This is a genomic window from Pseudomonas sp. NPDC089395 (genome assembly GCF_044749525.1).
Taxonomy (GTDB): Bacteria; Pseudomonadota; Gammaproteobacteria; order Pseudomonadales; family Pseudomonadaceae; genus Aquipseudomonas.
In genome coordinates this window covers 81,542-102,283 of the sequence record NZ_JBIVID010000004.1, presented here as the reverse complement: position 1 = coordinate 102,283, position 20,742 = coordinate 81,542, and the positions used below count along the sequence as shown (strand labels likewise).

Below are 20,742 nucleotides of genomic sequence, written 5' to 3'. Positions count from 1 at the left end.
GGGGCGCAAAGCGCCCCCAGCTACCCCAGCACTATCTGATTCTTGCCCTGCCGCTTGGCCTGATACATCGCCGCATCGGCCCGGCCAAACAAGCTGTCCAGCGATTCGTCCTCACCGGTCAGCTCGGTCACCCCCTGGCTCACCGTCACCCCGTATTGCTGCCCGCCATGGCAGAAGCTCAATCGCTGAATCTCCCGCTGCAGCCGCTCGGCAATCTGCGCGGCAACCTGTGCAGTGCAACCGGGGAACACGGCGGCGAATTCTTCACCGCCAATGCGCCCGAACAAATCGCCGCGACGGAGCACGGCCTTGCCGGTGTCAGCGATGCGCTGCAGCACCTGGTCACCCTCCTGGTGGCCGTAGCTGTCGTTGATCTGCTTGAAGTCATCGATGTCCAGCAGCAGGAACGCCAGCGGCGTGCCACCCTCGCGGGCGCTGTCGAAGGCCTGGCGGGCGCAGTCGAAGAAGTACCGGCGGTTGCTGCTCTGGGTCAGCGCATCGGTGGTGGCCAGGCGCTGCAGTTCGCCTTCGAACTGCTTCTTCTCGGTGATGTCTTCGGCGATGCCGACGATGATCACCCGGTCGCCTTCGCGTTGCTGGTTGATGTAGCACTTGTCGCTCAGCCAGCGCACCTGGCCGCTGGCGTTGAGAATGCGGTACTCGCGGTCTTCCACCGCGCCCTTGAGCAGCACCTGGGCGAGGCTGCGCTCGGCATATTCCAGGTCGTCGGGATAGATGCTGTCGCGCCACTCGTTGTAGTCGGCCAGCACCAGGCTGGCCGGGCGACCGAAGATGCGCTCGTAGGCGGGGCTGACGTAGAGCACCTTGCGGGTTTCCCAATCGAACGCCCAGAGTACGGCGTTGACGCTGTCCAGCAGGGCGCTGTAGAGCTGCTCGCGTTCGCTGAGTCGGGCCACTTCGCCCTGGGCGTGGAGCAGGGCAAGCAAGGTCTGGGCGGCTACGGGTGGTGAATTGCCGGGCAGGGATGAATTGATGTTCTTGGCCATGTGCACGGAGCGGTTCTCGACGGGAAAGCGCGCGGCCACGAACCGGCCCGCCACGCAGGCGATGTGCCGAATTCGAGTGTGTTGGAGGGGCTGAAGTTCCGAAGCGGCACGCCCTGGAACGGGGCGTGCCGATCAACGGCTTCAGGCGCCGGTGGGGCGCAGGGAGTAGGTCTTGAGTTGCCCGGCGAAGTCGCGAAGGGCATGGATGCCGCTGGCCTCGGCCTCGTGTACCCAGTCTTTCATCGCCGCCAGCATGTCGTGGCCGTTGGCGCTGGTGCGGGCCCAGATCTGTTGCAGTGCCAGGCGTTTCTCGTAGATGGTCTTGAGCGCCTGGCTGTGGGCAAGCATGGACTCGATGCGCACATGGTGGCGGTCTTGCAGCAGGCTGGTTTCCCGCGACAGCAGGCGCTTGGCGCGGCGGAAACGGTGGCGCATCGAAGCGTCGACCTTGTCCAGCTCCTGCTTGACCAGCGGGCCGATCACCAGCTTGCGGTACTGGGCCATGATCTGGAAGCGGTTGTTGAGGATGGCCATGGCGGTGTCCATGTCCAGGTTGGCCTTGCCCTCGACGCGATGGGCGATGGGTGCCACGCGCTGCACCTTGGCCAGGCGCAGCATGCACAGGATGCGTATCCACGCCCAGCCCATGTCGAACTCCCAGCGCTTGACCGACAGCTTGGCGGAGTTGGGGTAGGTGTGGTGATTGTTGTGCAGCTCTTCGCCGCCAATGATGATGCCCCAGGGCACCAGGTTGGTGGCGGCGTCGCGGCATTCGAAGTTGCGGTAGCCGACCGCGTGCCCCAGGCCGTTGACCACGCCAGCGGCCCAGAACGGAATCCACATCATCTGGATGGCCCACACGGTGATGCCGAGGGTGCCGAACAGCAGCAGGTCGATGACCGCCATCAGGACGATGCCGCCGAGCTTGTAGCGCGAATAGAGGTTGCGCTCGATCCAGTCTTCCGGGCAGTTCTTGCCGTAGATGCGCAGCGTCTCAGGGTTTCGTGCTTCTTCACGGTAAAGTTCGGCCCCTTTGCGCAGCACCGTGCTCAAGCCTTTGTGCACCGGGCTGTGCGGGTCATCGGGGGTTTCGCACTTGGCGTGGTGCTTGCGGTGCACGGCAGTCCACTCGCGGGTGTTCTGCGCCGTGGTCAGCCACAGCCAGAAGCGGAAGAAGTGCTTGAGCGCGCCGTTGAGCTCCAGCGCTCGGTGGGCGGAGTAGCGGTGCAGGTAGATGGTGACGCTGACGATGGTCACATGGGTCATCAGCAGGGTGACGCCGACCAGTTGCCAGACCGACAAGTCGAGTAGACCGTTGTACCACATAGGTAAGGAAACCCTCGAAAATGCAGGGGAAGGTTCTGATTATCCCTTGGTAGGGAAATAAAACCAGTCACCCTTTCAGATAGGACGTCACGGTATGTTTCTGCCTTTATAATGCCCCATCCTTTTTCATGGGCTTTTCCCCCCGACATGTCTGTTTCCGTTCGCGACGCCTTGCGCATGGCCGCGCTTTACGTGGTGCTCTCGTTCCTGTGGCTGGTGCTGGCCGAGCTGGTGCTGCGCAGCCTGACCGATGACCCCCTGGCGCTGACCGTGGGCCGGCAGATCAATGTGGTGGTCTGGGTACTGGTCAGTGCCTTGCTGATCTTTTTTTCCCGTGCTCGCCTGCTCAATTTCATCGGTATCGGCGCGCGCCTGCGTCGCGATGATCGCGAGCGCCTGCGCATGGCCGCAGCGGTATTCGACAGCACCCTGGAAGGCGTGCTGGTCACCGACCGCCAAGGCGTGATCGTGCACGTCAACCGCGCCTTCATGCGCATCACGGGCTATCAGCAGGACGAAGTGCTCGGCCAGCGCCCGAGCAAGTTCAAGTCGGGCCGCCACGGGGTGGCGTTCTACCAGCAGATCTACACCACCCTGGCCGAGAAGGGCGAGTGGAGCGGGGAAATCTGGAATCGGCGCAAGAGCGGCGAGATCTACCCGCAGTGGCAGACCATCTGTGCCATCCGCGACGACAGCGGCGAGCTGACCCATTATGTGGCCGTGTTCAGTGACATCAGCGCAATCAAGCACTCCGAGCAGGAACTGGCCTTCCTCGCCCACCACGACCCGCTCACCGGCCTGCCCAACCGCCTGCTGTTCAACGATCGCGTCGAGCAGGCGCTGGCCGCAGCCGAGGCCAACAAACGTGGCTGCGCCTTGCTGCTGCTCGACCTGGACCATTTCCAGAGCATCAACGACGGCCTGGGCCACACCATTGGCGACCAGTTGCTCAAGCTGGTGGGCGACCGCCTGCGCGACCTGCTGGGCAACGGCGTGACCCTGGCGCGCCTGGGCGGTGACGAGTTTGCCATGCTGGCCGAGAACTGCCAGGAGGTCGGCCAGGCCGGCAAGCTGGCGCAGAGCATCATCGAGCGCCTGCGCGAACCGTTCGAGTTCGAAGGTCACCGGCTGTTCATCAGTGCCAGTGTCGGAATCAGCCTGTTTCCCAGTGATGCGCTGGGTGCCGAGCAGTTGCTGCGCAACGCCGATTCGGCTTTGTTCAAGGCCAAGACCAATGGCCGTGCCTGTTACGCGCTGTACACCGAAGAGCTCACCGCCCACGCCCAGCACCGAGTGGAAACCGCAGGCGAGCTGCGCCGTGCCCTGGAGCAGGATGAACTGCGGGTGTTCTACCAGCCGGTTTTCGACCTGTTCAGCACGCGCATGGTCGGGGTCGAGGCGCTGGTGCGCTGGCAGCACCCGCAGCGGGGCCTGGTGCCGCCGGGTGAATTCATCCCCATCGCCGAGCGGACTGGCTTGATCGCCGATATCGATGCCTGGGTGCTGCGCCGGGCGTGCCGGCAGATGGTCCAGTGGCAGGAGGAGGGGCGCGATCTGGCGTTTGTCGCCGTCAACCTGTCCAGCCGGCTGTTCGGTCAGCGCGAGTTGTATCGGCAGGTGGCCGAGGTGCTGCACGCAACCGGTCTGGACCCTGCATTGCTGGAGCTGGAAGTGACCGAAAGTGCGGTGATGGAAGATCCGGAGGTGGCGCTGGAGCAATTGCACCGCTTGCGCGAGTTGGGCCTGAGCCTGGCGATCGACGACTTTGGCACCGGCTATTCGTCGCTGCTGCGGCTCAAGCGCTTGCCGGTGCAGAAGCTGAAGATCGACCAGGGCTTCGTTGCCGGTCTGCCGCTGGATGACGACGACATCGCGATCGTGCGGGTGATCATTGCATTGGCGCGGAGCATGGGCATGCAGGTGCATGCCGAGGGCATCGAGCAGGCGGAGCAGGCCAGGTTCCTGCTGGAGCAGCAGTGCCAGCTGGGGCAGGGGTATTGGTTTGGGCGGCCGGTGCCGGCTGAGGATCTGCGTTGGGGTTGAGGCCCAATAGCCGGCAAGCCGGCGATAGGGCCAGTGAGTTATTCGGAAGCCGCAGTCCCGAGAAACTTGCGCAAGAACTGCCGGGTCCGCTCTTCCCTGGGACTGGCGAACAGCGCCTTGGCCTCGCCTTGCTCGACGATCACCCCTTTGTCGAAAAAGATCACCCGGTTCGCCACATCACGGGCAAAGCTCATCTCGTGGGTGACGATGATCATGGTGCGCTTTTCTTCAGCCAGCCCCCGGATGGTCGCCAGTACTTCACCGACCAGTTCCGGGTCGAGCGCCGAGGTGGGTTCGTCGAACAGGATTACCTCCGGCTCCATGGCCAAAGCACGGGCGATGGCCACGCGCTGCTGCTGGCCGCCCGAAAGACGCCGGGGGTAGGCGTCTTCCTTGCCCGCCAGGCCAACCTTGGCCATCAAGCGCCGGCCCAGCTCGATGGCCTGCTCGCGAGGGGTCTTCTTGACGATCACCGGCCCTTCGATGACGTTCTCCAGGGCCGTGCGATGGGGAAACAGGTTGAAGTTCTGGAACACGAACCCGGCCTGCTGGCGCAAACGGCGGATCGCACTTTGCTGCCCACCCAGCGGGCGGTTGGCATCGATGCTGATGTCGCCGATGCGGATGCGCCCGGCGTCCGGGGTTTCCAGCAGGTTCAGGCAGCGCAGGAAGGTGGTCTTGCCCGAGCCACTGGGGCCGATGATGGCCACCACTTCGCCGGGCTGCACGGTCAGGTCGATGCCGTTGAGCACGGTCTGGCCCTTGAACTGCTTGGACAGGCCTTCTACGACGATCATCTTCAGTGCTCCTGGTCGTGCTGGTTGACCCGCGCTTCCATGCGGTTCTGGAAGTGCGCGAGGATGCTGCAGAGGATCCAGTAGATCACCGCCACCGCCAGGTACATGGTGAACACTTCGAAGGTGCGCGCCGTAATCAGCTGCGCCTGGCGGAACAGCTCCGGCACCTGGATGGTTGCCGCCAGGGCGGTGTCCTTGACCAGCGAGATGAAGCTGTTGCCCAAAGGCGGCAGCGCGGTGCGCAGGGCCTGCGGCAGGATGGTGCGGCGCATGGCCTGGGTGCGGGTCATGCCGATGCTGGCACAGGCTTCCCACTGACCACGGTCGATGGAAGAAATCGCCGCACGGAGAATTTCGCAGATGTAGGCGGCCATGTTCAGCGACAGGCCGATCAGCGAGGCCGGGATCGGATCGAGCTCGATGCCGATCTGCGGCATGCCGAAGTAGATCACGAACAGCTGCACCAGCAGCGGCGTGCCCCGGAAGAACGAGACATAGATGCGTGCCAGCCAGTTCAGCGGCAGGATCTTCGACAGCCGCATCAGCGCCAGGGCAAAGCCCAGCACCAGGCCGAAGAACATGCCGCCGACACTCAGCAGCACGGTATAACCCGCGCCCTTCAGGAGGAAGGGCGTGGAGTCGACTACCAGTTGCAGGCTTTCAGCGATCATTGGGTGACATCGGCACCGAAGTATTTCTCGGACAGTTTGGCCAGCGTGCCATCAGCCTTGAGCTTGTCGATGGCCTTGTTGATGGCCGCCAGCAGTTCAGGCTCGCCTTTGCGCAGGGCCACGCCGCTTTCCAGGCGCGAGAAGGCATCGCCGGCCAGTTCGGTGTCCTTGGCTTTCTGCGCGTACTCCAGCGCGGCCAGGCGGTCGATCAGGATGGCGTCGATGCGGCCGTTGCGCAGGTCGGCGAACTTGCTCGGGTCATCCTCGTAGGTGCGCACTTCTGCTTTCGGTACGTCCTGCTTGACCCACTGTTCGTAGTTGGTGCCCAGGCCCACGCCGACTTTCTTGCCGGCCAGGTCTTGTGCTGTCTTGATCTTCAGCTCATCGGCCTTTTTCTTCAGGACCAGCGCCTGGATACCGGAAACGGTGTAGGGCTCGGAGAAGTCGTACTTCTTCTTGCGCTCCTCGGAGATGGTCACCTGGTTGACCACCACGTCCAGGCGCTTGGATTCCAGCGCGGCGAGAATGCCGTCCCACTTGGTCGGCTGGATCTTGGCCTCGACCCCCAGCTCCTTGGCCAGCAGCTCCGACAGCTCGACCTCGAAGCCGGCCAGCTTGCCGTTTTCATCCTGGAAGCTGAAGGGCGGGTAGGTGCCTTCGAGGCCGACGTTGATCACGCCTTTTTCCTGGATGGTCTTCAATTGCTCGCCGGCGAATGCCTGGCTGAGCAGGCCGGCGCCCAGAAGGATGGCCAGGCTGGCGTTGAGAAGCGGTTTGGCGAATTTCGACATGTCAGGCCCCGCGCTTGTTGTGGAAGTAGTGGGTGGCGACTATAGAGTTGGCTTCATAGGCCAGGAAATAATAAAAACTTATTTTCTTATGCGTTTTTGAAAATATTCAGGATTCGGCTGTTTTGAGGGTAGGCGAGGATGCCCGGTTCGTCATCGCCGCTTATGCCTGACTTAGCGCAGGATGGAATAAAGCGTTGTTTTTTCCAAGGGACGGATTTGCCGTAGAGTGGATTGCAAAACCACAGATTGCCCCACTGGCAGGAGAACCCCGTGAGCGAACAACCATCATCCGCGCATTGGCAGTTGCACAGCATCGTCAGCGGCCTGCGCGGTGCCCGTGAGCAGTGGCGCAGCCGCAATGGCCGCAGCATTGGCGAGCAGGGCGGTCGCGAGTTGCCCTCGCGCGAGGCGATGCGCCAGATCCTCGAGCAACTGTGCGGGGCGCTGTTCCCGATGCGCCTGGGCCCGGTGGACCTGCGCGAGGAGAGCGAAGATTTCTACGTGGGCCATACCCTGGATGCGGCGCTGACCGCCTTGCTGGCCCAGGCACGCCTTGAGCTGCGTTACGCCGCACGCCAAAGCAAGGGCGACTCGGTTGCAGTCGATGGCCAGGCCCTGCGCCTGATCCAGGATTTCGCCGCGGCGCTACCGGGCCTGCGGGTGCTGCTCGATACCGACGTGCTGGCGGCTTACCACGGTGATCCGGCGGCGCGCAGCGTCGATGAAGTCCTGCTGTGCTACCCGGGGATTCTGGCGATCATCCATCACCGCCTGGCCCACCACCTGTACCAGGCCGGTTTGCCGTTGCTGGCGCGGATCAGTTCGGAGCTGGCGCACTCGGCCACGGGCATCGACATTCACCCCGGCGCGCAGATCGGCCAGAGTTTCTTCATCGACCATGGCACCGGCGTGGTGATCGGCGAGACCGCGATCATCGGCGAGCGGGTGCGCATCTACCAGGCGGTCACGCTGGGTGCCAAGCGCTTCCCTAGCGATGAGTCGGGGACGCTGCACAAGGGCCTGCCGCGCCACCCGATCGTCGAGGACGATGTGGTGATCTATGCGGGGGCGACGATCCTGGGGCGTATCACCATCGGCAAGGGCTCGACCATTGGCGGTAACGTTTGGCTGACCCGCAGCGTGCCGGCGGAGAGCAACATCACCCAGGCGAATTTGCAGCTGGATTGCCAGGACAAGAACTGAGCTGAGGGCTGTACTGGCTTCATCGCGGATAAATCCGCTCCTACAGTTTCACCTCCGCTTGTAGGAGCGGATTTATCCGCGATGAGGGCAGACCTGCCAGGCACCGATCAGCCCCCCGGTTCGCATTGAAATCCAATCCATGTTTAACTTGAACGCTTGTTCAACGAAAAACGCTGGTCCGCTGCCGGTGTTCAACAGGAGGATTCCTTTGCTGAACCCGTTCAACCCGAACCTCACGTCAATCGACGAGGTGCATGCAAAATGAGTGCACCGAACCCCTCTCTTGCCACCGGCAAGATGCGCATGAACCCCCCGGTTTTCTACTTCGCGGCAAGTTTCATCCTTCTCTTCGGCCTGGTGGTCATCGCCTTCCCGCAAGCCGCCGGCGAATGGCTGATGGCGGCGCAGAACTGGGCGGCCAACACGGTCGGCTGGTACTACATGCTGGCCATGACGCTGTACCTGGTCTTCGTGGTGGTCACCGCCTTGTCCGGCTACGGCAAGATCAAGCTCGGTGCCGACCACGACGAACCCGAGTTCAGCTACCTGTCGTGGGCCGGGATGCTGTTCGCCGCCGGCATCAGCATCACCCTGTTCTTCTTCTGCGTCTCCGAACCGCTGACGCACATGCTGCAGCCGCCGCAAGGCGAGGCCGGTACCGCGGAAGCCGGGCGCCAGGCGATGCAGATCCTGTTCCTGCACTGGGGCCTGCATGGCTGGGGCGTGTTCGCCTTCGTCGGCATGGCGCTGGCCTATTTCGCCTACCGCCACAACCTGCCGCTGGCCTTGCGCTCGGCGCTGTACCCGCTGATCGGCAAGCGCATCAACGGGCCGATCGGCTACGCGGTGGATGGCTTCGGCATCATCGCCACGGTGTTCGGCCTGGGGGCCGACATGGGCTTCGGCGTGCTGCACCTCAATGCCGGCCTCGATTACCTGTTCGGTATCAGCCACAGCCAGTGGGTGCAGGTGATGCTCATCGCCTTGATGATGGGCGCGGCGGTGGCCGTGGCGGTCGCCGGGGTGGAGAAGGGCGTGCGGGTGATGAGCGACATCAACCTGTTCTTGGCCTGCGCGCTGCTGCTGTTCGTGCTGTTCGCAGGGCCCACCCAGCATTTGTTCAACACCTTGATCCAGAACCTCGGCGATTACCTGGGGGCCTTGCCGCGCAAGAGTTTCGACGTGTACGCCTACGGCGAGAATCGCGACTGGCTGGGTGGCTGGACGGTGTTCTACTGGGCCTGGTGGATTGCCTGGGCGCCGTTCGTGGGGCTGTTCATCGCGCGTATTTCCCGTGGCCGCACCATCCGTGAGTTCGTCTTCGGCGTGCTGCTGATTCCGCTCGGCTTCACCCTGGCGTGGATGTCGATCTTCGGCAACAGCGCGCTCGACCAGGTGATCAACCACGGCATGACAGCCCTCGGGCAGTCGGCCTTGGACAACCCCTCGATGAGTTTGTACCTGCTGCTGGAAACCTACCCGTGGAGCAAGACAGTCATCGCGGTGACGGTGTTCATCAGCTTCGTGTTCTTCGTCACCTCGGCCGACTCCGGCACGGTGGTGCTGTCGACCTTGTCGGCCAAGGGCGGTGACGCCGACGAAGACGGCCCGAACTGGCTGCGTATCTTCTGGGGCGTGATGACCGCGCTGATCACCAGCGGCCTGCTGTTCGCCGGCAGCATCGATTCGCTGAAATCGGCGGTGGTGCTGACGTCGCTGCCGTTCTCGCTGATCCTGCTGTGCATGATGTGGGGGCTGCACAAGGCCTTCTACCTGGAGAGCCAGCGGCAGATCGCGCAGATGCACTCGCTGGCGCCGTTCGCCCAGTCCCGTCGCGGTCGTGGTGGTTGGCGGCAGCGCTTGAGCCAGGCCGTGCACTTCCCGTCACGGGATGAGGTGTACCGCTTCATGGACGACGTGGTGCGCCCGGCGATTGCCGACGTGCGCGAAGTGTTCGAGCAGAAGGGGTTGGTGCTGGTGACCCAGGATGACCCGAGCCATGACAACGTCAGCCTGAAGGTCGGCCATGGCGAGGAACAGCCGTTCATCTACCAGGTGCAGATGCGTGGCTACTTCACGCCGTCGTTCGCGCTGGGTGGGTTGGGGACTCAGGAGTTGAAGAACCGTCGCTATTACCGGGCGGAGGTGCACTTGAGCGAAGGCAGCCAGAATTATGATCTGGTGGGCTACAGCAAGGAGCAGATCATCAACGACATCCTCGACCAGTACGAGCGGCACATGCAGTACCTGCATCTGGTCAGGTAGATCGCTGGGGCCGCTTTGCGGCCCTTTCGCGACACAAGGCCGCTCCTGCAGACCACGCGGTCACCTGTAGGAGCGGCCTTGTGTCGCGAAAGGAGGCCAAAGGCCTCCCCAAGGCCCTTCAGAACGGCGCATCCCCAAGGATGGTCGCCCGATGCATCACCCGCCGATTCGGCCGGTAGTCATCCACCGCAAAATGCTGCGTCACGCGGTTATCCCAGAACGCCACGTCATTCTCCTGCCAACGCCAGCGAATGCTGAATTCCGGCCGCGTCGCATGGGCGAACAGCAGCTTCAGCAGCGCCTCGCTCTCCAGCTCGCTCAATTCGTTGATCCGCGTGGTGAACCCTTCGTTGACGAACAGCGCCTTGCGCCCGCTCACCGGGTGGATGCGCACCACCGGGTGCGACAGCGGTGGGTTCTTGCGCCGGGTTTCTTCCCAGCGCGCGAGGTCCTCTGGGGTGGTACCGAAACGCTCCAGCGGGAATGATTTGGTGAAATCATGCGTCGCGCTCAGCCCGTCGAGCATCTCGCGCAGCGGCGCCGACAGCGCCTCGAACGCGGCGATGCCGCTGGCCCACAAGGTGTCGCCACCGTAGGCCGGCAGCTGCTTGGCGCTGAGCACCGCACCCAGCGCAGGGGTGGGCAGGAAGGTCACGTCGGTGTGCCACACGGCGTTGTCGCGCACGTCGGTGACGGCGGTATCGAGCACCAGCACCTGTGGGGTTTCCGGCACGTTGGGGTAGATCGGGTGAATGTGCAAATCACCGAAGCGGGCAGCGAAGCGCGCTTGCTGCTCAGGCGTAATCGGTTGGTCACGGAAGAACAGCACCTGGTGCTGGAGCAGCGCCTGCTCGATGGCGTCGCGCTGCTCGGCGGTGATCTCGCGGCTGATATCCACGCCGCTGATCTGGGCGCCAAGCGCCGGGCTGAGTGGGGTAATGGTCAGGCTCATGGCATATCTCGTGCTAGGCGCCGGGTTGCCGGCGTGGTCAGTCCAATTCAGTGGCTTTGCCCGTGCCAGGGCACCAGCTTGCGTTGCAGGGCGCGCAGGCCCATCTCCAGGGCAAAGGCGATCAGGGCGATCAGCAGGATGCCCAGCACCACCACATCGGTGACCAGGAACTGCGCCGCCGACTGCACCATGAAGCCCAGGCCGCTGGTAGCGGCGATCAGTTCGGCGGCGACCAGGGTCGACCAGCCGACCCCCAGGCCGATGCGGATACCGGTGAGGATGTCGGGCAGCGCGCTGGGCAGGATCACATGGCGAATCAGTTGGGCCCGGGTGGCGCCCAGCGACTGGGCGGCGCGCAGCTTGGCCGGGTCGACGGTGCGCACGCCGGTGGCGGTGGCGATGGCGATCGGGGCGAAGATCGCCAGGTAGATCAGCAGCACCTTGGACAGCTCGCCGATCCCGCACCAGATGACGATCAGCGGCAGGTAGGCCAGCGGCGGAATCGGCCGGTAGAACTCGATCAGCGGGTCGAGGATGCCGCGTGCCACGCGGTTGTAGCCAATGGCGATGCCGACCGGGATGGCAGTCAGGGTGGCGGCGGCCAGGGCCAGGCCGATACGGCCCAGGCTGGCGCCCAGGTGCTGCCACAGGCTGGCGTCCATGTAGCCCTGGGTGAGCAGGGTCCAGCCCTTGGCCAGGATATCGCTGGGCGAGGGCAGGAACAGCGGTTCGATCCAGCCGGCAGCGGTCACCAGCCACCAGACCAGCAGCAGGCTGGCCAGGGTCAATGTGCTGATCCAGCGGGTGGAAAGCGGGCGGCGGGCCCTGATGGCTGGCCGGGTATGGGCGTCGCGCTTGCCGGCGGCCGGCAGATCGATGCTGCTCATGCGGGCTCCTGCAGGCTTTGGCGTTGGGAGAACACCCGCGCCAGCACATGCTCGCGGGTTTCGATGAAGCGTGGATCGGACTTGATCGCCCGAGCCGGCTCGCCGGCGGCGTAGCGCTGGCCGAAGTCCAGTTGCAGGCGCTCGACCACACGGCCCGGGTTGGGCGCCAGCAGTACCAGCTCGCTGGCCAGGAACACTGCTTCTTCGATGTCGTGGGTGATCAGGAACACCGGCTTGGCTGTGCGCTGCCACACCTGCAGCAGCAGTTCCTGCATCTGTTCGCGGGTAAAGGCGTCGAGTGCGCCGAACGGCTCGTCCATCAACAGCACCCGTGGGTCGGCTGCCAGCGCGCGGGCCAGGCCCACGCGTTGCTTCTGACCGCCGGACAATTGCCAGATGCGCCGCTCGCCGAAACCGGCGAGATCGACCAGGGCCAGCATTTCGCGCGCCTTGGCTTCACGTTCTGCGCGTGGCACGCCGGCAAGTTCGAGGCCGAAGGCAACATTGCCCAGCACGTTCTGCCAGGGCAGCAGGGCGTCGTCCTGGAACACTACGCCGCGTTCGGCGCCGGGGCCTTGCACCGGCACGCCATCGAGGCTGATGCGCCCGCCGCTGGGGGCGACGAAACCGGCGATCAGGTTGAGCAGCGAGGTCTTGCCGCTGCCCGATGGCCCGAGGGCCACCAGCAGTTGCCGAGGCCCCAGGCTCAGGTTGATGTCGGCCAGCACCGGGGTGTTGGCGCCGGGGTACTGTGCGCTGATGCGCTCCAGTTCGAGCAAGGCCATGACGGGCTCCGGATCAGGTTCAGTTAGGCAGGAATTTGGCGCTGACGTAGGGCGAGTAGTCCGGCAGTACCGCGTCGACCTTGCCTTGTTGCTTGAGGAACGTGGCGGTGTCGGTCAACGCCTTGGTGGTCGGGGCGCCCAGGGCATTGGCCTGGTCGGCGGCCAGCGGGTAGACGTTGCCTTCCAGCAGCACCGGGATGTCGCTGGCCTTGGCGCCGGACAGCTTCACCAGCTTGGCCACGTTGCCTTGGTTGGCCAGCCAGGCTTTGGGGTCTTTGCGGTAGTCGGCGTAGGCGTCGAGGGTGACCTTGGCGAAGGCTTTGACCACGTCCGGGTGCTTGTCGGCGAAGTCCTTGCGCACGATCCAGGCGTCGAAGGTCGGTGCGCCTTTGTTGGCCAGTTCGCCCGAGGTGATGAGCACCTTGCCGTTTTCCTTGGCCACACCCAGGGCCGGGTCCCAGACGTAGGTGGCGTCGATGTCGCCGCGCTTCCAGGCGGCGATGATCGCCGGTGGCGCAAGGTTGAGGATCTGCACCTTGGACGGGTCGATGTTCCAGCTTTTCAGCGCGGCCAGCAGGCTGTAGTGGCCGGTGGACACGAACGGCACGGCGACTTTCTTACCGATCAGGTCTTGTGGCGTCTTGATGCTGTCACGGGCGACCAGTGCTTCGCCGGCGCCAATCTGGGTGGCGATCAGGAAGGTTTCGACCGGCAGCTTGCGGGTGGCGGCTGCGGCCAGTGGGCTTGAACCCAGGTAGCCGATCTGCACGTCGCCGCTGGCCACCGCCGTGATGACATCGGCGCCGTTGTCGAATTTGCGCCAGGCGATGTCGGCCTTGCTGGCTTTTTCATAGGCACCATCGACTTGAGCCACCTTGGCCGGGTCAACGGTGGTCTGGTAGGCGACCGTGAGGTCGGCGGCCTGGGCCAACCCGCTGGCGCTGGCGAGAGACAGGGCGGCGAACAGGCGCAGCGGGGCATGCGGGATCATGGTGAACCTCTCGTCAGGCAATTGGGCTTTGATGGCGAGAAGACTAGATGATCTAAGAAATCAAAAATAAATAACTTTTTAGAATTAGCTTAGGAGCCAAACGCTTTAACCCACGGAAGGTGTCGAAGATGACGACTGGCAGATCACTGGACCGCTGCTAGCCTTTGATCCCTCGTCATAAGGTGGCTTGGCGCGTAGCGGGTCAGCAAACGTTTGCACATAACCTAAAGGTATGATTGACGGCGTCGATACAACTTTTCGCAGTGAAGGTTTCATTGATATTCCTTAAAGGTCTTACAAATTCATAAAACAGTCATTTTGGATTTATAGAATTGTCATTATCCTGTAGCGCAGGAGATGTCCTTAGACCAAAGTCGCGAAACGTTTAGAAACGATTGACTTATTGGTCACGCTTTGGGACTAAATCGCCCATCCACGGTGAGCGGGGCAGCAGATCCCGCCGCCAGAGATACACAAGAATTAGAACGTAGAGGAGCAAAACATGTACAAGTCCAGCCTGGCTCTGGCCGTGGCACTGGGGGTTTTCGCCCAACAAGCAGCTGCTGCAGGTTTCGTTGAAGACAGCAAACTGGCGCTGAGCTCGCGCACCATGTACTTCAACGACGATAACCGTGAAGGCGGCGCTGACCAGAACGAAACCGGTCAGGGCTTCAAGCTCGACTACCTGTCCGGCTTCACTGAAGGCACCGTTGGTTTCGGCGTCGATATCCAGGCGCTGTGGGGTATTCATCTGGATGGCGGTCGTGGCAGCCGTCCGGATGCCAACAACACCTTCTTCCCTAGTGACTCCGATGGCTCCGCCGTCCACGACTGGGCACGCATTGGCGGTAACGCCAAGGCTCGCTTCTCCAAGACGGAAGCTCACTTCGGTAGCGCCCTGGCGCCGAACCTGCCGATTCTGGTAGCCAACGATGGCCGTCTGCTGCCGCAGACCTTCGAAGGCGGCACCATCCAGAGCAAGGAAATCGACAACCTGACCCTGAACGCCGGTCAGTTGACTCACGCCATGGGCCGTGCTTCGAGCAACCGTACTGGCCTGTCTGTCGCAGGTTCCGCAGTCGACAGCAACAAGTTCTACTACGGCGGTCTGGACTACAAGCTCACCCCGGACCTGACCCTGCAGTACTACTACTCGAACCTGAAGGACTTCTACAAGCAGCACTTCCTGGGTGCGACCCACGTCTACAAGATTTCCGACGACTCTTCGTTCAAGACTGACCTGCGCTATTTTGACAGCAGCAGCGACGGCAAGAACGGTGACGGCGGCGAGTACTTCTTCAACAACAACGGCGGTTATGCCAAGCATGCTGGCGAGATCGACAACAAGACCTGGTCTGCCATGTTCACCTACGCCCTGGGTGGCCATGCGTTGATGCTCGGCCACCAACAGGTCAGCGATGACGGTGGTTTCGTCTGGCTGAACCAAGGTAACGTCGAAGACGGCAATGGCAACCTGGAAGGTGCTGGCGGTGCAAGCTTCTACCTGTTCACCGACAGCATGATCAACCAGTTCGCCCGTGCCGGCACCAACACCACCTTCGGTCAGTACAGCTATGACTTCGCCCGCATTGGCGCGCCTGGCCTGAAGGCTTCCATTGCGTACCTGCGTGGTACCGATATCCGCAATACTTCCGGCAACGGCACCTACCACGAGTGGGAACGTGATGCCCGTATCGACTACGTGATCCAGGAAGGCACCCTCAAAGGTCTGGGCGCCAGCCTGCGTCATGGTGTCTACCGCGGTGAAGGCCAAGCGCCGGCCGACAAGGATCAGACCCGTCTGATCTTCAACTACACTTACAACTTCCTGTAAGCCGTAGCTGATCGAAAAGCCTCGCCTAGTGCGAGGCTTTTTTGTGCCTGCAATTCCGTATGCCGTATGGTTATAAGTAAATCAGTATTTATTCTTTTTATTTTGATCAGGATGCAGGCACATTGAACCCCACAAGGCCAGAACACAGCACAGGAGCCGCACCCCATGAGCCTCAAACTCGGCGACATCGCCCCGGATTTCGAACAGGACTCCAGCGAAGGCAAGATTCGCTTCCACGAATGGCTGGGCAGCAGCTGGGGTGTGCTGTTCTCCCACCCAGCCGACTTCACTCCGGTGTGCACCACCGAGCTGGGCCTGACCGCCAAGCTCAAGGACGATTTCGCCAAGCGTGGGGTCAAGGCGATCGCCCTCTCGGTGGACCCGGTCGACTCCCACCACCGCTGGATCGATGACATCAATGAAACCCAGAACACGGTGGTCAATTTCCCAATCATCGCCGACGCCGACCGCAAGGTGTCCGACCTGTACGACCTGATCCACCCGAACGCCAGCGACACCCTGACGGTGCGCTCGCTGTTCGTCATCGACCCGAACAAGAAAGTGCGCCTGACCATCACCTATCCAGCCAGTACCGGGCGCAATTTCAATGAAATCCTGCGGGTCATCGACTCGCTGCAACTGACCGACAACCACAAGGTCGCAACGCCAGGTAACTGGCAGGACGGCGACGAGGTGGTGATCGTGCCTTCGCTGAAGGACGAGGACGAAATCAAGCAGCGCTTCCCCAAAGGTTATCGGGCGGTCAAACCCTATCTGCGGCTGACCCCGCAACCTAACCGCTGACGCATTCCTCGTTGCATTGCTCTTAGCCATAGCAGGGATATTCGGGCCGTTTCGACGGCCCTTTTTTATGCCAGCCAGGGCCTCATCGCCGGCAAGCCGGCGCCCTCAGGCGGCGATGAGGCCCTTGATAATAGAAAGGCAAAAATGGAATAAACAAATGAAAAAATATGATTTCTAGGTATATGAGAACGCTGGTACTGTCACTTCCACAGATCGTTTGATCCCCGTCCTACCGCTGTATCACCTTACTCGCCCGCCAACGAGGCAAGCAGGTGCAACCCGAACCCAATCGCACAGGAGAGCGCCATGCGCACAGTCTTCTTGCGTCGTGGTCTGGTCGCCCTGTTTGCGGCGGCTGTGTCCTTCGGCGCCATTACCCAAGCCCAGGCCGAGAGCCTGCGTATCGGTTACCAGAAATACGGCACCCTGGTGCTGCTCAAGGCCAAAGGCACGCTGGAAAAGCGCCTGGCCGAGCAGGGCGTACAGGTGCAGTGGACCGAATTCCCCGGAGGCCCTCAGCTGCTCGAAGGGCTGAACGTCGGCTCCATCGACTTCGGTGTCACCGGCGAGACCCCGCCCGTGTTTGCCCAGGCCGCCGGTGCCGATCTGCTCTACGTTGCTTATGAGCCGCCTGCGCCGCACAGCGAGGCCATTCTCGTGCCGAAGGGTTCGCCGATCCAGTCGGTTAAAGAGCTCAAAGGCAAGAAAGTCGCCTTCAACAAAGGCTCCAATGTCCACTACCTGCTGGTCCGCGCCCTGCAGGACGCCGGCCTCACCTACAGCGATATCCAGCCGGTGTACCTGCCACCTGCCGACGCTCGCGCCGCCTTCGAGCGTGGCAGTGTCGATGCCTGGGTGATCTGGGACCCGTACCAGGCCGCCGCCGAGCAACAGCTGCAGGCTCGCACCCTGCGTGATGGCAAGGGCCTGGTCGACAACCACCAGTTCTACCTGGCCACCCGCAACTACGCGACCCAGCACCCGGCTGTGATCAACACCCTGATCGAAGAGGTACGCGCCGTGGGTGAATGGTCCCAGGCCAACCCACAGCAGGTGACCGACCAGGTTTCGCCGCTGCTCGGTCTGCCCGCCGACATCACCCTGACTTCGGTCAAGCGCCAAGGCTACGGTGCCGCCCCGCTGACCCCTGAAGTCGTGGCTGCACAACAGAAAATCGCCGACACCTTCCAGGCGCTCAAGCTGATTCCCAAGCCGCTGAGCATCAAGGACGTGATCTGGACACCCCCGGCCAAGGTCGCCAGCGCGCCTTGATTGATTCGCCTGCGCCGGGGCGCCGCTCCGGCCTGAGCCACCCTTGAGGAGACAACTCCAATGAGCCTTAACATTTTCTGGTTCCTCCCGACCCACGGTGACGGCAAGTACCTGGGCACTTCCGACGGCGCCCGCGCGGTCGATCACGGTTACCTGCAGCAGATTGCACAGGCCGCCGACCGCCTTGGCTTTGGTGGTGTGCTGATCCCTACCGGGCGCTCCTGCGAGGATTCCTGGCTGGTGGCGGCGTCGCTGATTCCTGTGACCCAGCGCCTGAAATTCCTGGTCGCCCTGCGACCCGGCATCATTTCGCCGACCGTGGCCGCGCGCCAGGCCGCCACCCTGGACCGCCTGTCCAACGGCCGTGCGTTGTTCAACCTGGTAACCGGTGGCGACCCGGACGAGCTGGCCGGTGATGGCCTGCACCTGAACCACCAGGAACGCTATGAAGCGTCGGTCGAATTCACCCGCATCTGGCGCAAGGTGCTGGAAGGCGAAAACGTCGACTACGACGGCAAGCACATCCAGGTGAAGGGCGCCAAGCTGCTCTATCCACCGATTCAACAGCCACGTCCGCCGCTGTACTTCGGTGGCTCGTCCGAAGCTGCCCAGGACCTGGCTGCCGAGCAGGTCGAGCTGTACCTGACCTGGGGCGAGCCGCCCGCCGCGGTTGCCGAGAAAATCGCCCAGGTGCGCGAAAAAGCCGCCGCCCAGGGCCGCGAAGTGCGCTTCGGTATCCGCCTGCACGTGATCGTGCGCGAAACCAATGAAGAAGCCTGGGCCGCTGCCGAACGCCTGATCTCGCACCTGGACGATGACACCATCTCCCGTGCCCAGGCCTCGCTGGCGCGCTTCGACTCGGTCGGCCAGCAGCGCATGGCGGCCTTGCACGGTGGCAACCGCGACAACCTGGAAGTCAGCCCCAACCTGTGGGCCGGTGTAGGCCTGGTACGTGGCGGCGCCGGTACCGCACTGGTAGGCGATGGCCCGACCGTTGCGGCGCGGGTCAAGGAATACGCCGAGCTGGGCATCGATACCTTCATCTTCTCGGGTTACCCGCACCTGGAAGAGTCATACCGCGTCGCCGAACTGCTGTTCCCGCACCTCGACGTGCAGCGCCCGGAGCCGCCGAAAACCGGCGGCTACGTGAGCCCGTTCGGCGAGATGGTGGCCAACGACATCCTGCCCAAGTCCGTGTCGCAGAGCTGAGGACAGGACCATGAGTCGTGCAACGTCCTCCACCCTGACCCAGCGCCTGGCGCCGTGGGCACTGCCGCTGGCGCTGCTGGCGGTCTGGCAGCTGGCGGTCAGCGCAGGCTGGCTGTCCACGCGCATCCTGCCGGCGCCGAGTGCGGTGGTCAGCGCAGGTGTCGAGCTGGTGCGCAGTGGCGAGATCTGGTCACACCTGGCCATCAGTGGCTGGCGTGCCGGCCTGGGCTTCCTGATCGGTGGCAGCATCGGCCTGGTGCTGGGCTTCATCACTGGCCTGTCGAACTGGGGCGAACGCCTCCTCGACAGCTCGGTGCAGATGATCCGCAACGTGCCGCACCTGGCGCTGATCCCGCTGGTGATCCTGTGGTTCGGTATCGATGAGTCGGCGAAGATCTTCCTGGTCGCCCTTGGCACGTTGTTCCCGATCTACCTGAACACCTACCACGGCATCCGCAACGTTGACCCGGCGCTGGTGGAGATGGCGCGCAGCTACGGCCTGTCGGGCTTCGGGCTGTTTCGCCAGGTGATCCTGCCAGGTGCGCTGCCGTCGATCCTGGTCGGGGTGCGGTTCGCCCTGGGCTTCATGTGGTTGACCCTGATCGTCGCCGAAACCATTTCAGCCAATGCCGGCATCGGCTACCTGGCAATGAATGCCCGTGAATTCCTGCAAACCGACGTCGTGGTCCTGGCGATCGTGTTGTATGCCGTGCTCGGCAAGCTCGCCGACCTCGCCGCCCGCGGCCTGGAACGTGTGTGGCTGCGCTGGCACCCCGCCTACCAAGTGGCGAAGAAGGAGGGCGCATGACCGTGCTCAAGGAACAACCGCCGCGCCTGTTGCGGGGCATCCCGCTGGCGTGCAACGGCCTGCGCAAGACCTTCGGTCAGCGCGAAGTGCTGCGCGGAATCGACCTGCACATTCCGGCCGGCCAGTTCGTCGCCATCGTCGGCCGCAGCGGCTGCGGCAAGAGCACCTTGCTGCGCCTGCTGGCCGGGCTCGACCAGCCGAGCGCCGGTGAATTGCTGGCCGGTGCCGCACCACTGGCCGATGCCCGTGAGGACACCCGCTTGATGTTCCAGGACGCACGTCTGCTGCCCTGGCGGAAGGTGATCGACAACGTTGGCCTGGGCCTGCGTGGTGACTGGCGCCAGCGTGCGCTGGATGCCCTGGAGGCGGTCGGCCTGGCTGACCGCGCCAATGAGTGGCCGGCGGCGCTGTCGGGTGGCCAGAAGCAGCGTGTGGCCCTGGCCCGCGCACTGATCCACCAGCCGCGCCTGTTGCTGCTGGATGAGCCGCTGGGGGCGCTGGATGCGCTGACCCGGATCGAAATGCAGCAACTGATCGAACGCCTGTGGCGTCAGCACGGCTTCACCGTGCTGCTGGTCACCCATGACGTCAATGAAGCCGTTGCGGTGGCCGACCGGGTGATTCTGATCGAGGACGGTGAAGTCGGCCTGGATCTCAATGTCGAGCTGGCACGGCCAAGGGCGCGGGGTTCGCACCGCCTGGCCGCGCTGGAAAGCGAAGTGCTCAACCGTGTTCTGTCGGCCCCGGGCACACCGCCCGAGCCGGACCCTATAGCCCCTTTGCCCACGCAACTGCGTTGGGCGCACTGAAACCAGACTGAAGCCAAAGAGAAGGAATCAAGCCATGACTATCAAAGCGATCAACGTACGTAACCAGTTCAAAGGCACCGTGAAGGAAATCCTCGAAGGCCCGGTGCTGTCGGAAATCGACGTGCAGACGGCCTCGGGCATCGTCACGTCGGTGATTACCACGCGTTCGGTGAAGGAGCTGGAGCTGCAGGTGGGCAGCGAGGTGATTGCCTTTGTGAAGTCGACTGAAGTGTCCATCGCCAAGCTGTAAGCCGCGAGTGCCTGGGTTGCGGTGCAGCCCAGGCGCGG

19 protein-coding genes are annotated in these 20,742 nt (G+C 63.2%); 10 read left to right on the top strand and 9 right to left on the bottom strand.

What is annotated here, in order from left to right:
- Window positions 1–20: 20 nt before the first annotated feature.
- Together ACIPZG_RS11200 and desA are read right to left on the bottom strand one after the other, a co-directional pair.
- Entirely contained in the window at window positions 21–1,007 is a 987-nt protein-coding gene (locus ACIPZG_RS11200) for a GGDEF domain-containing protein (protein WP_400714078.1), read from the bottom strand.
- 141 nt (window positions 1,008–1,148) lie between these two features.
- On the bottom strand, window positions 1,149–2,333 hold the full coding sequence (gene desA, locus ACIPZG_RS11195; protein ID WP_400713501.1) for a delta-9 fatty acid desaturase DesA: 1,185 nt from the start codon (window positions 2,331–2,333) through the stop codon (window positions 1,149–1,151).
- A gap of 147 nt (window positions 2,334–2,480) precedes the next feature.
- On the opposite strand from desA, the gene dibA reads away from it, so the two are divergent.
- Window positions 2,481–4,376: a phosphodiesterase DibA gene (dibA, locus tag ACIPZG_RS11190; RefSeq protein ID WP_400713498.1), complete on the top strand. Its 1,896-nt coding sequence runs from the start codon at window positions 2,481–2,483 to the stop codon at window positions 4,374–4,376.
- Between the two features lie 38 nt (window positions 4,377–4,414).
- Here the strand turns inward: dibA and tcyN are convergent, their stop codons facing one another.
- Genes tcyN through tcyJ form a run of 3 tightly spaced genes read right to left on the bottom strand, consistent with a single transcriptional unit; the run spans window position 4,415 to window position 6,635 of the window.
- Window positions 4,415–5,173 (bottom strand): L-cystine ABC transporter ATP-binding protein TcyN, encoded by a 759-nt coding sequence (tcyN, locus tag ACIPZG_RS11185; protein ID WP_400713495.1) that lies wholly within the window; start codon window positions 5,171–5,173, stop codon window positions 4,415–4,417.
- Between the two features lie 2 nt (window positions 5,174–5,175).
- Window positions 5,176–5,844, bottom strand: coding sequence for a cystine ABC transporter permease (tcyL, locus tag ACIPZG_RS11180; RefSeq protein ID WP_008094850.1), 669 nt, complete (start codon window positions 5,842–5,844; stop codon window positions 5,176–5,178).
- Complete coding sequence (gene tcyJ / locus ACIPZG_RS11175; RefSeq protein WP_400713492.1) at window positions 5,841–6,635, bottom strand: cystine ABC transporter substrate-binding protein; 795 nt, start codon at window positions 6,633–6,635, stop codon at window positions 5,841–5,843. The genes tcyL and tcyJ overlap by 4 nt, the downstream gene beginning before the upstream one ends.
- Window positions 6,636–6,905: 270 nt before the next feature.
- Between tcyJ and epsC the strand changes: the two genes are divergently transcribed.
- Complete coding sequence (gene epsC, locus ACIPZG_RS11170) at window positions 6,906–7,838, top strand: serine O-acetyltransferase EpsC (protein WP_008094852.1); 933 nt, start codon at window positions 6,906–6,908, stop codon at window positions 7,836–7,838.
- A 303-nt stretch (window positions 7,839–8,141) separates the two neighbouring features.
- On the top strand, window positions 8,142–10,103 hold the full coding sequence (gene betT, locus ACIPZG_RS11165; RefSeq protein WP_400638947.1) for a choline transporter BetT: 1,962 nt from the start codon (window positions 8,142–8,144) through the stop codon (window positions 10,101–10,103).
- Window positions 10,104–10,221: 118 nt separating this feature from the next.
- On the opposite strand, the gene tauD is transcribed toward betT, so the two are convergent.
- Genes tauD through tauA form a run of 4 tightly spaced genes read right to left on the bottom strand, consistent with a single transcriptional unit; the run spans window position 10,222 to window position 13,718 of the window.
- Window positions 10,222–11,055 (bottom strand): taurine dioxygenase, encoded by an 834-nt coding sequence (gene tauD, locus ACIPZG_RS11160; protein ID WP_400713489.1) that lies wholly within the window; start codon window positions 11,053–11,055, stop codon window positions 10,222–10,224.
- Between the two features lie 47 nt (window positions 11,056–11,102).
- Window positions 11,103–11,942, bottom strand: a complete 840-nt coding sequence (gene tauC, locus ACIPZG_RS11155; RefSeq protein WP_400713486.1) for a taurine ABC transporter permease TauC — start codon at window positions 11,940–11,942, stop codon at window positions 11,103–11,105.
- On the bottom strand, window positions 11,939–12,727 hold the full coding sequence (gene tauB / locus ACIPZG_RS11150) for a taurine ABC transporter ATP-binding subunit (protein ID WP_008094856.1): 789 nt from the start codon (window positions 12,725–12,727) through the stop codon (window positions 11,939–11,941). Before tauB ends, tauC begins: the two co-directional genes overlap by 4 nt.
- 19 nt (window positions 12,728–12,746) lie before the next feature.
- The gene (tauA, locus tag ACIPZG_RS11145; RefSeq protein ID WP_400713483.1) at window positions 12,747–13,718 is read right to left on the bottom strand and encodes a taurine ABC transporter substrate-binding protein; all 972 of its coding nucleotides are present in this window, start codon (window positions 13,716–13,718) and stop codon (window positions 12,747–12,749) included.
- 502 nt (window positions 13,719–14,220) lie between these two features.
- Between tauA and ACIPZG_RS11140 the strand changes: the two genes are divergently transcribed.
- The 7 genes from ACIPZG_RS11140 (at window position 14,221) to ACIPZG_RS11110 (ending at window position 20,704) form a co-directional block, all read left to right on the top strand.
- On the top strand, window positions 14,221–15,552 hold the full coding sequence (locus ACIPZG_RS11140; RefSeq protein ID WP_400713480.1) for an OprD family outer membrane porin: 1,332 nt from the start codon (window positions 14,221–14,223) through the stop codon (window positions 15,550–15,552).
- A 165-nt stretch (window positions 15,553–15,717) separates the two neighbouring features.
- On the top strand, window positions 15,718–16,356 hold the full coding sequence (locus ACIPZG_RS11135) for a peroxiredoxin (RefSeq protein WP_400638770.1): 639 nt from the start codon (window positions 15,718–15,720) through the stop codon (window positions 16,354–16,356).
- Between the two features lie 306 nt (window positions 16,357–16,662).
- A complete protein-coding gene (locus ACIPZG_RS11130) occupies window positions 16,663–17,628 on the top strand; it encodes a sulfonate ABC transporter substrate-binding protein (protein ID WP_400713477.1) in 966 nt (321 codons plus the stop codon).
- A gap of 60 nt (window positions 17,629–17,688) precedes the next feature.
- Window positions 17,689–18,837 (top strand): FMNH2-dependent alkanesulfonate monooxygenase, encoded by a 1,149-nt coding sequence (gene ssuD / locus ACIPZG_RS11125; RefSeq protein WP_400713474.1) that lies wholly within the window; start codon window positions 17,689–17,691, stop codon window positions 18,835–18,837.
- Between the two features lie 10 nt (window positions 18,838–18,847).
- Window positions 18,848–19,645 carry an aliphatic sulfonate ABC transporter permease SsuC gene (ssuC, locus tag ACIPZG_RS11120; RefSeq protein ID WP_008095167.1) on the top strand — a complete coding sequence of 266 codons (798 nt, stop codon included), beginning with the start codon at window positions 18,848–18,850 and terminating at the stop codon, window positions 19,643–19,645.
- Window positions 19,642–20,454 (top strand): aliphatic sulfonates ABC transporter ATP-binding protein, encoded by an 813-nt coding sequence (gene ssuB / locus ACIPZG_RS11115; protein WP_400713471.1) that lies wholly within the window; start codon window positions 19,642–19,644, stop codon window positions 20,452–20,454. Before ssuC ends, ssuB begins: the two co-directional genes overlap by 4 nt.
- A 34-nt stretch (window positions 20,455–20,488) precedes the next feature.
- Window positions 20,489–20,704: a molybdopterin-binding protein gene (locus ACIPZG_RS11110; RefSeq protein WP_008095172.1), complete on the top strand. Its 216-nt coding sequence runs from the start codon at window positions 20,489–20,491 to the stop codon at window positions 20,702–20,704.
- Window positions 20,705–20,742 lie beyond the last annotated feature (38 nt).

What these genes read in the sequence shown, in the direction of transcription:
- tauA (WP_400713483.1), bottom strand. Translation starts at nt 13,718, where the DNA reads ATGATCCCGCATGCCCCGCTGCGCCTGTTCGCCGCCCTGTCTCTCGCC.
- tcyN (WP_400713495.1), bottom strand. Translation starts at nt 5,173, where the DNA reads ATGATCGTCGTAGAAGGCCTGTCCAAGCAGTTCAAGGGCCAGACCGTG.
- ssuB (WP_400713471.1), top strand. Translation starts at nt 19,642, where the DNA reads ATGACCGTGCTCAAGGAACAACCGCCGCGCCTGTTGCGGGGCATCCCG.
- ACIPZG_RS11130 (WP_400713477.1), top strand. Translation starts at nt 16,663, where the DNA reads ATGCGCACAGTCTTCTTGCGTCGTGGTCTGGTCGCCCTGTTTGCGGCG.
- ssuD (WP_400713474.1), top strand. Translation starts at nt 17,689, where the DNA reads ATGAGCCTTAACATTTTCTGGTTCCTCCCGACCCACGGTGACGGCAAG.
- ACIPZG_RS11110 (WP_008095172.1), top strand. Translation starts at nt 20,489, where the DNA reads ATGACTATCAAAGCGATCAACGTACGTAACCAGTTCAAAGGCACCGTG.
- tauB (WP_008094856.1), bottom strand. Translation starts at nt 12,727, where the DNA reads ATGGCCTTGCTCGAACTGGAGCGCATCAGCGCACAGTACCCCGGCGCC.
- desA (WP_400713501.1), bottom strand. Translation starts at nt 2,333, where the DNA reads ATGTGGTACAACGGTCTACTCGACTTGTCGGTCTGGCAACTGGTCGGC.
- tauD (WP_400713489.1), bottom strand. Translation starts at nt 11,055, where the DNA reads ATGAGCCTGACCATTACCCCACTCAGCCCGGCGCTTGGCGCCCAGATC.
- ACIPZG_RS11135 (WP_400638770.1), top strand. Translation starts at nt 15,718, where the DNA reads ATGAGCCTCAAACTCGGCGACATCGCCCCGGATTTCGAACAGGACTCC.
- dibA (WP_400713498.1), top strand. Translation starts at nt 2,481, where the DNA reads ATGTCTGTTTCCGTTCGCGACGCCTTGCGCATGGCCGCGCTTTACGTG.
- ACIPZG_RS11140 (WP_400713480.1), top strand. Translation starts at nt 14,221, where the DNA reads ATGTACAAGTCCAGCCTGGCTCTGGCCGTGGCACTGGGGGTTTTCGCC.
- tauC (WP_400713486.1), bottom strand. Translation starts at nt 11,942, where the DNA reads ATGAGCAGCATCGATCTGCCGGCCGCCGGCAAGCGCGACGCCCATACC.
- ACIPZG_RS11200 (WP_400714078.1), bottom strand. Translation starts at nt 1,007, where the DNA reads ATGGCCAAGAACATCAATTCATCCCTGCCCGGCAATTCACCACCCGTA.
- tcyJ (WP_400713492.1), bottom strand. Translation starts at nt 6,635, where the DNA reads ATGTCGAAATTCGCCAAACCGCTTCTCAACGCCAGCCTGGCCATCCTT.
- tcyL (WP_008094850.1), bottom strand. Translation starts at nt 5,844, where the DNA reads ATGATCGCTGAAAGCCTGCAACTGGTAGTCGACTCCACGCCCTTCCTC.
- betT (WP_400638947.1), top strand. Translation starts at nt 8,142, where the DNA reads ATGAACCCCCCGGTTTTCTACTTCGCGGCAAGTTTCATCCTTCTCTTC.
- ssuC (WP_008095167.1), top strand. Translation starts at nt 18,848, where the DNA reads ATGAGTCGTGCAACGTCCTCCACCCTGACCCAGCGCCTGGCGCCGTGG.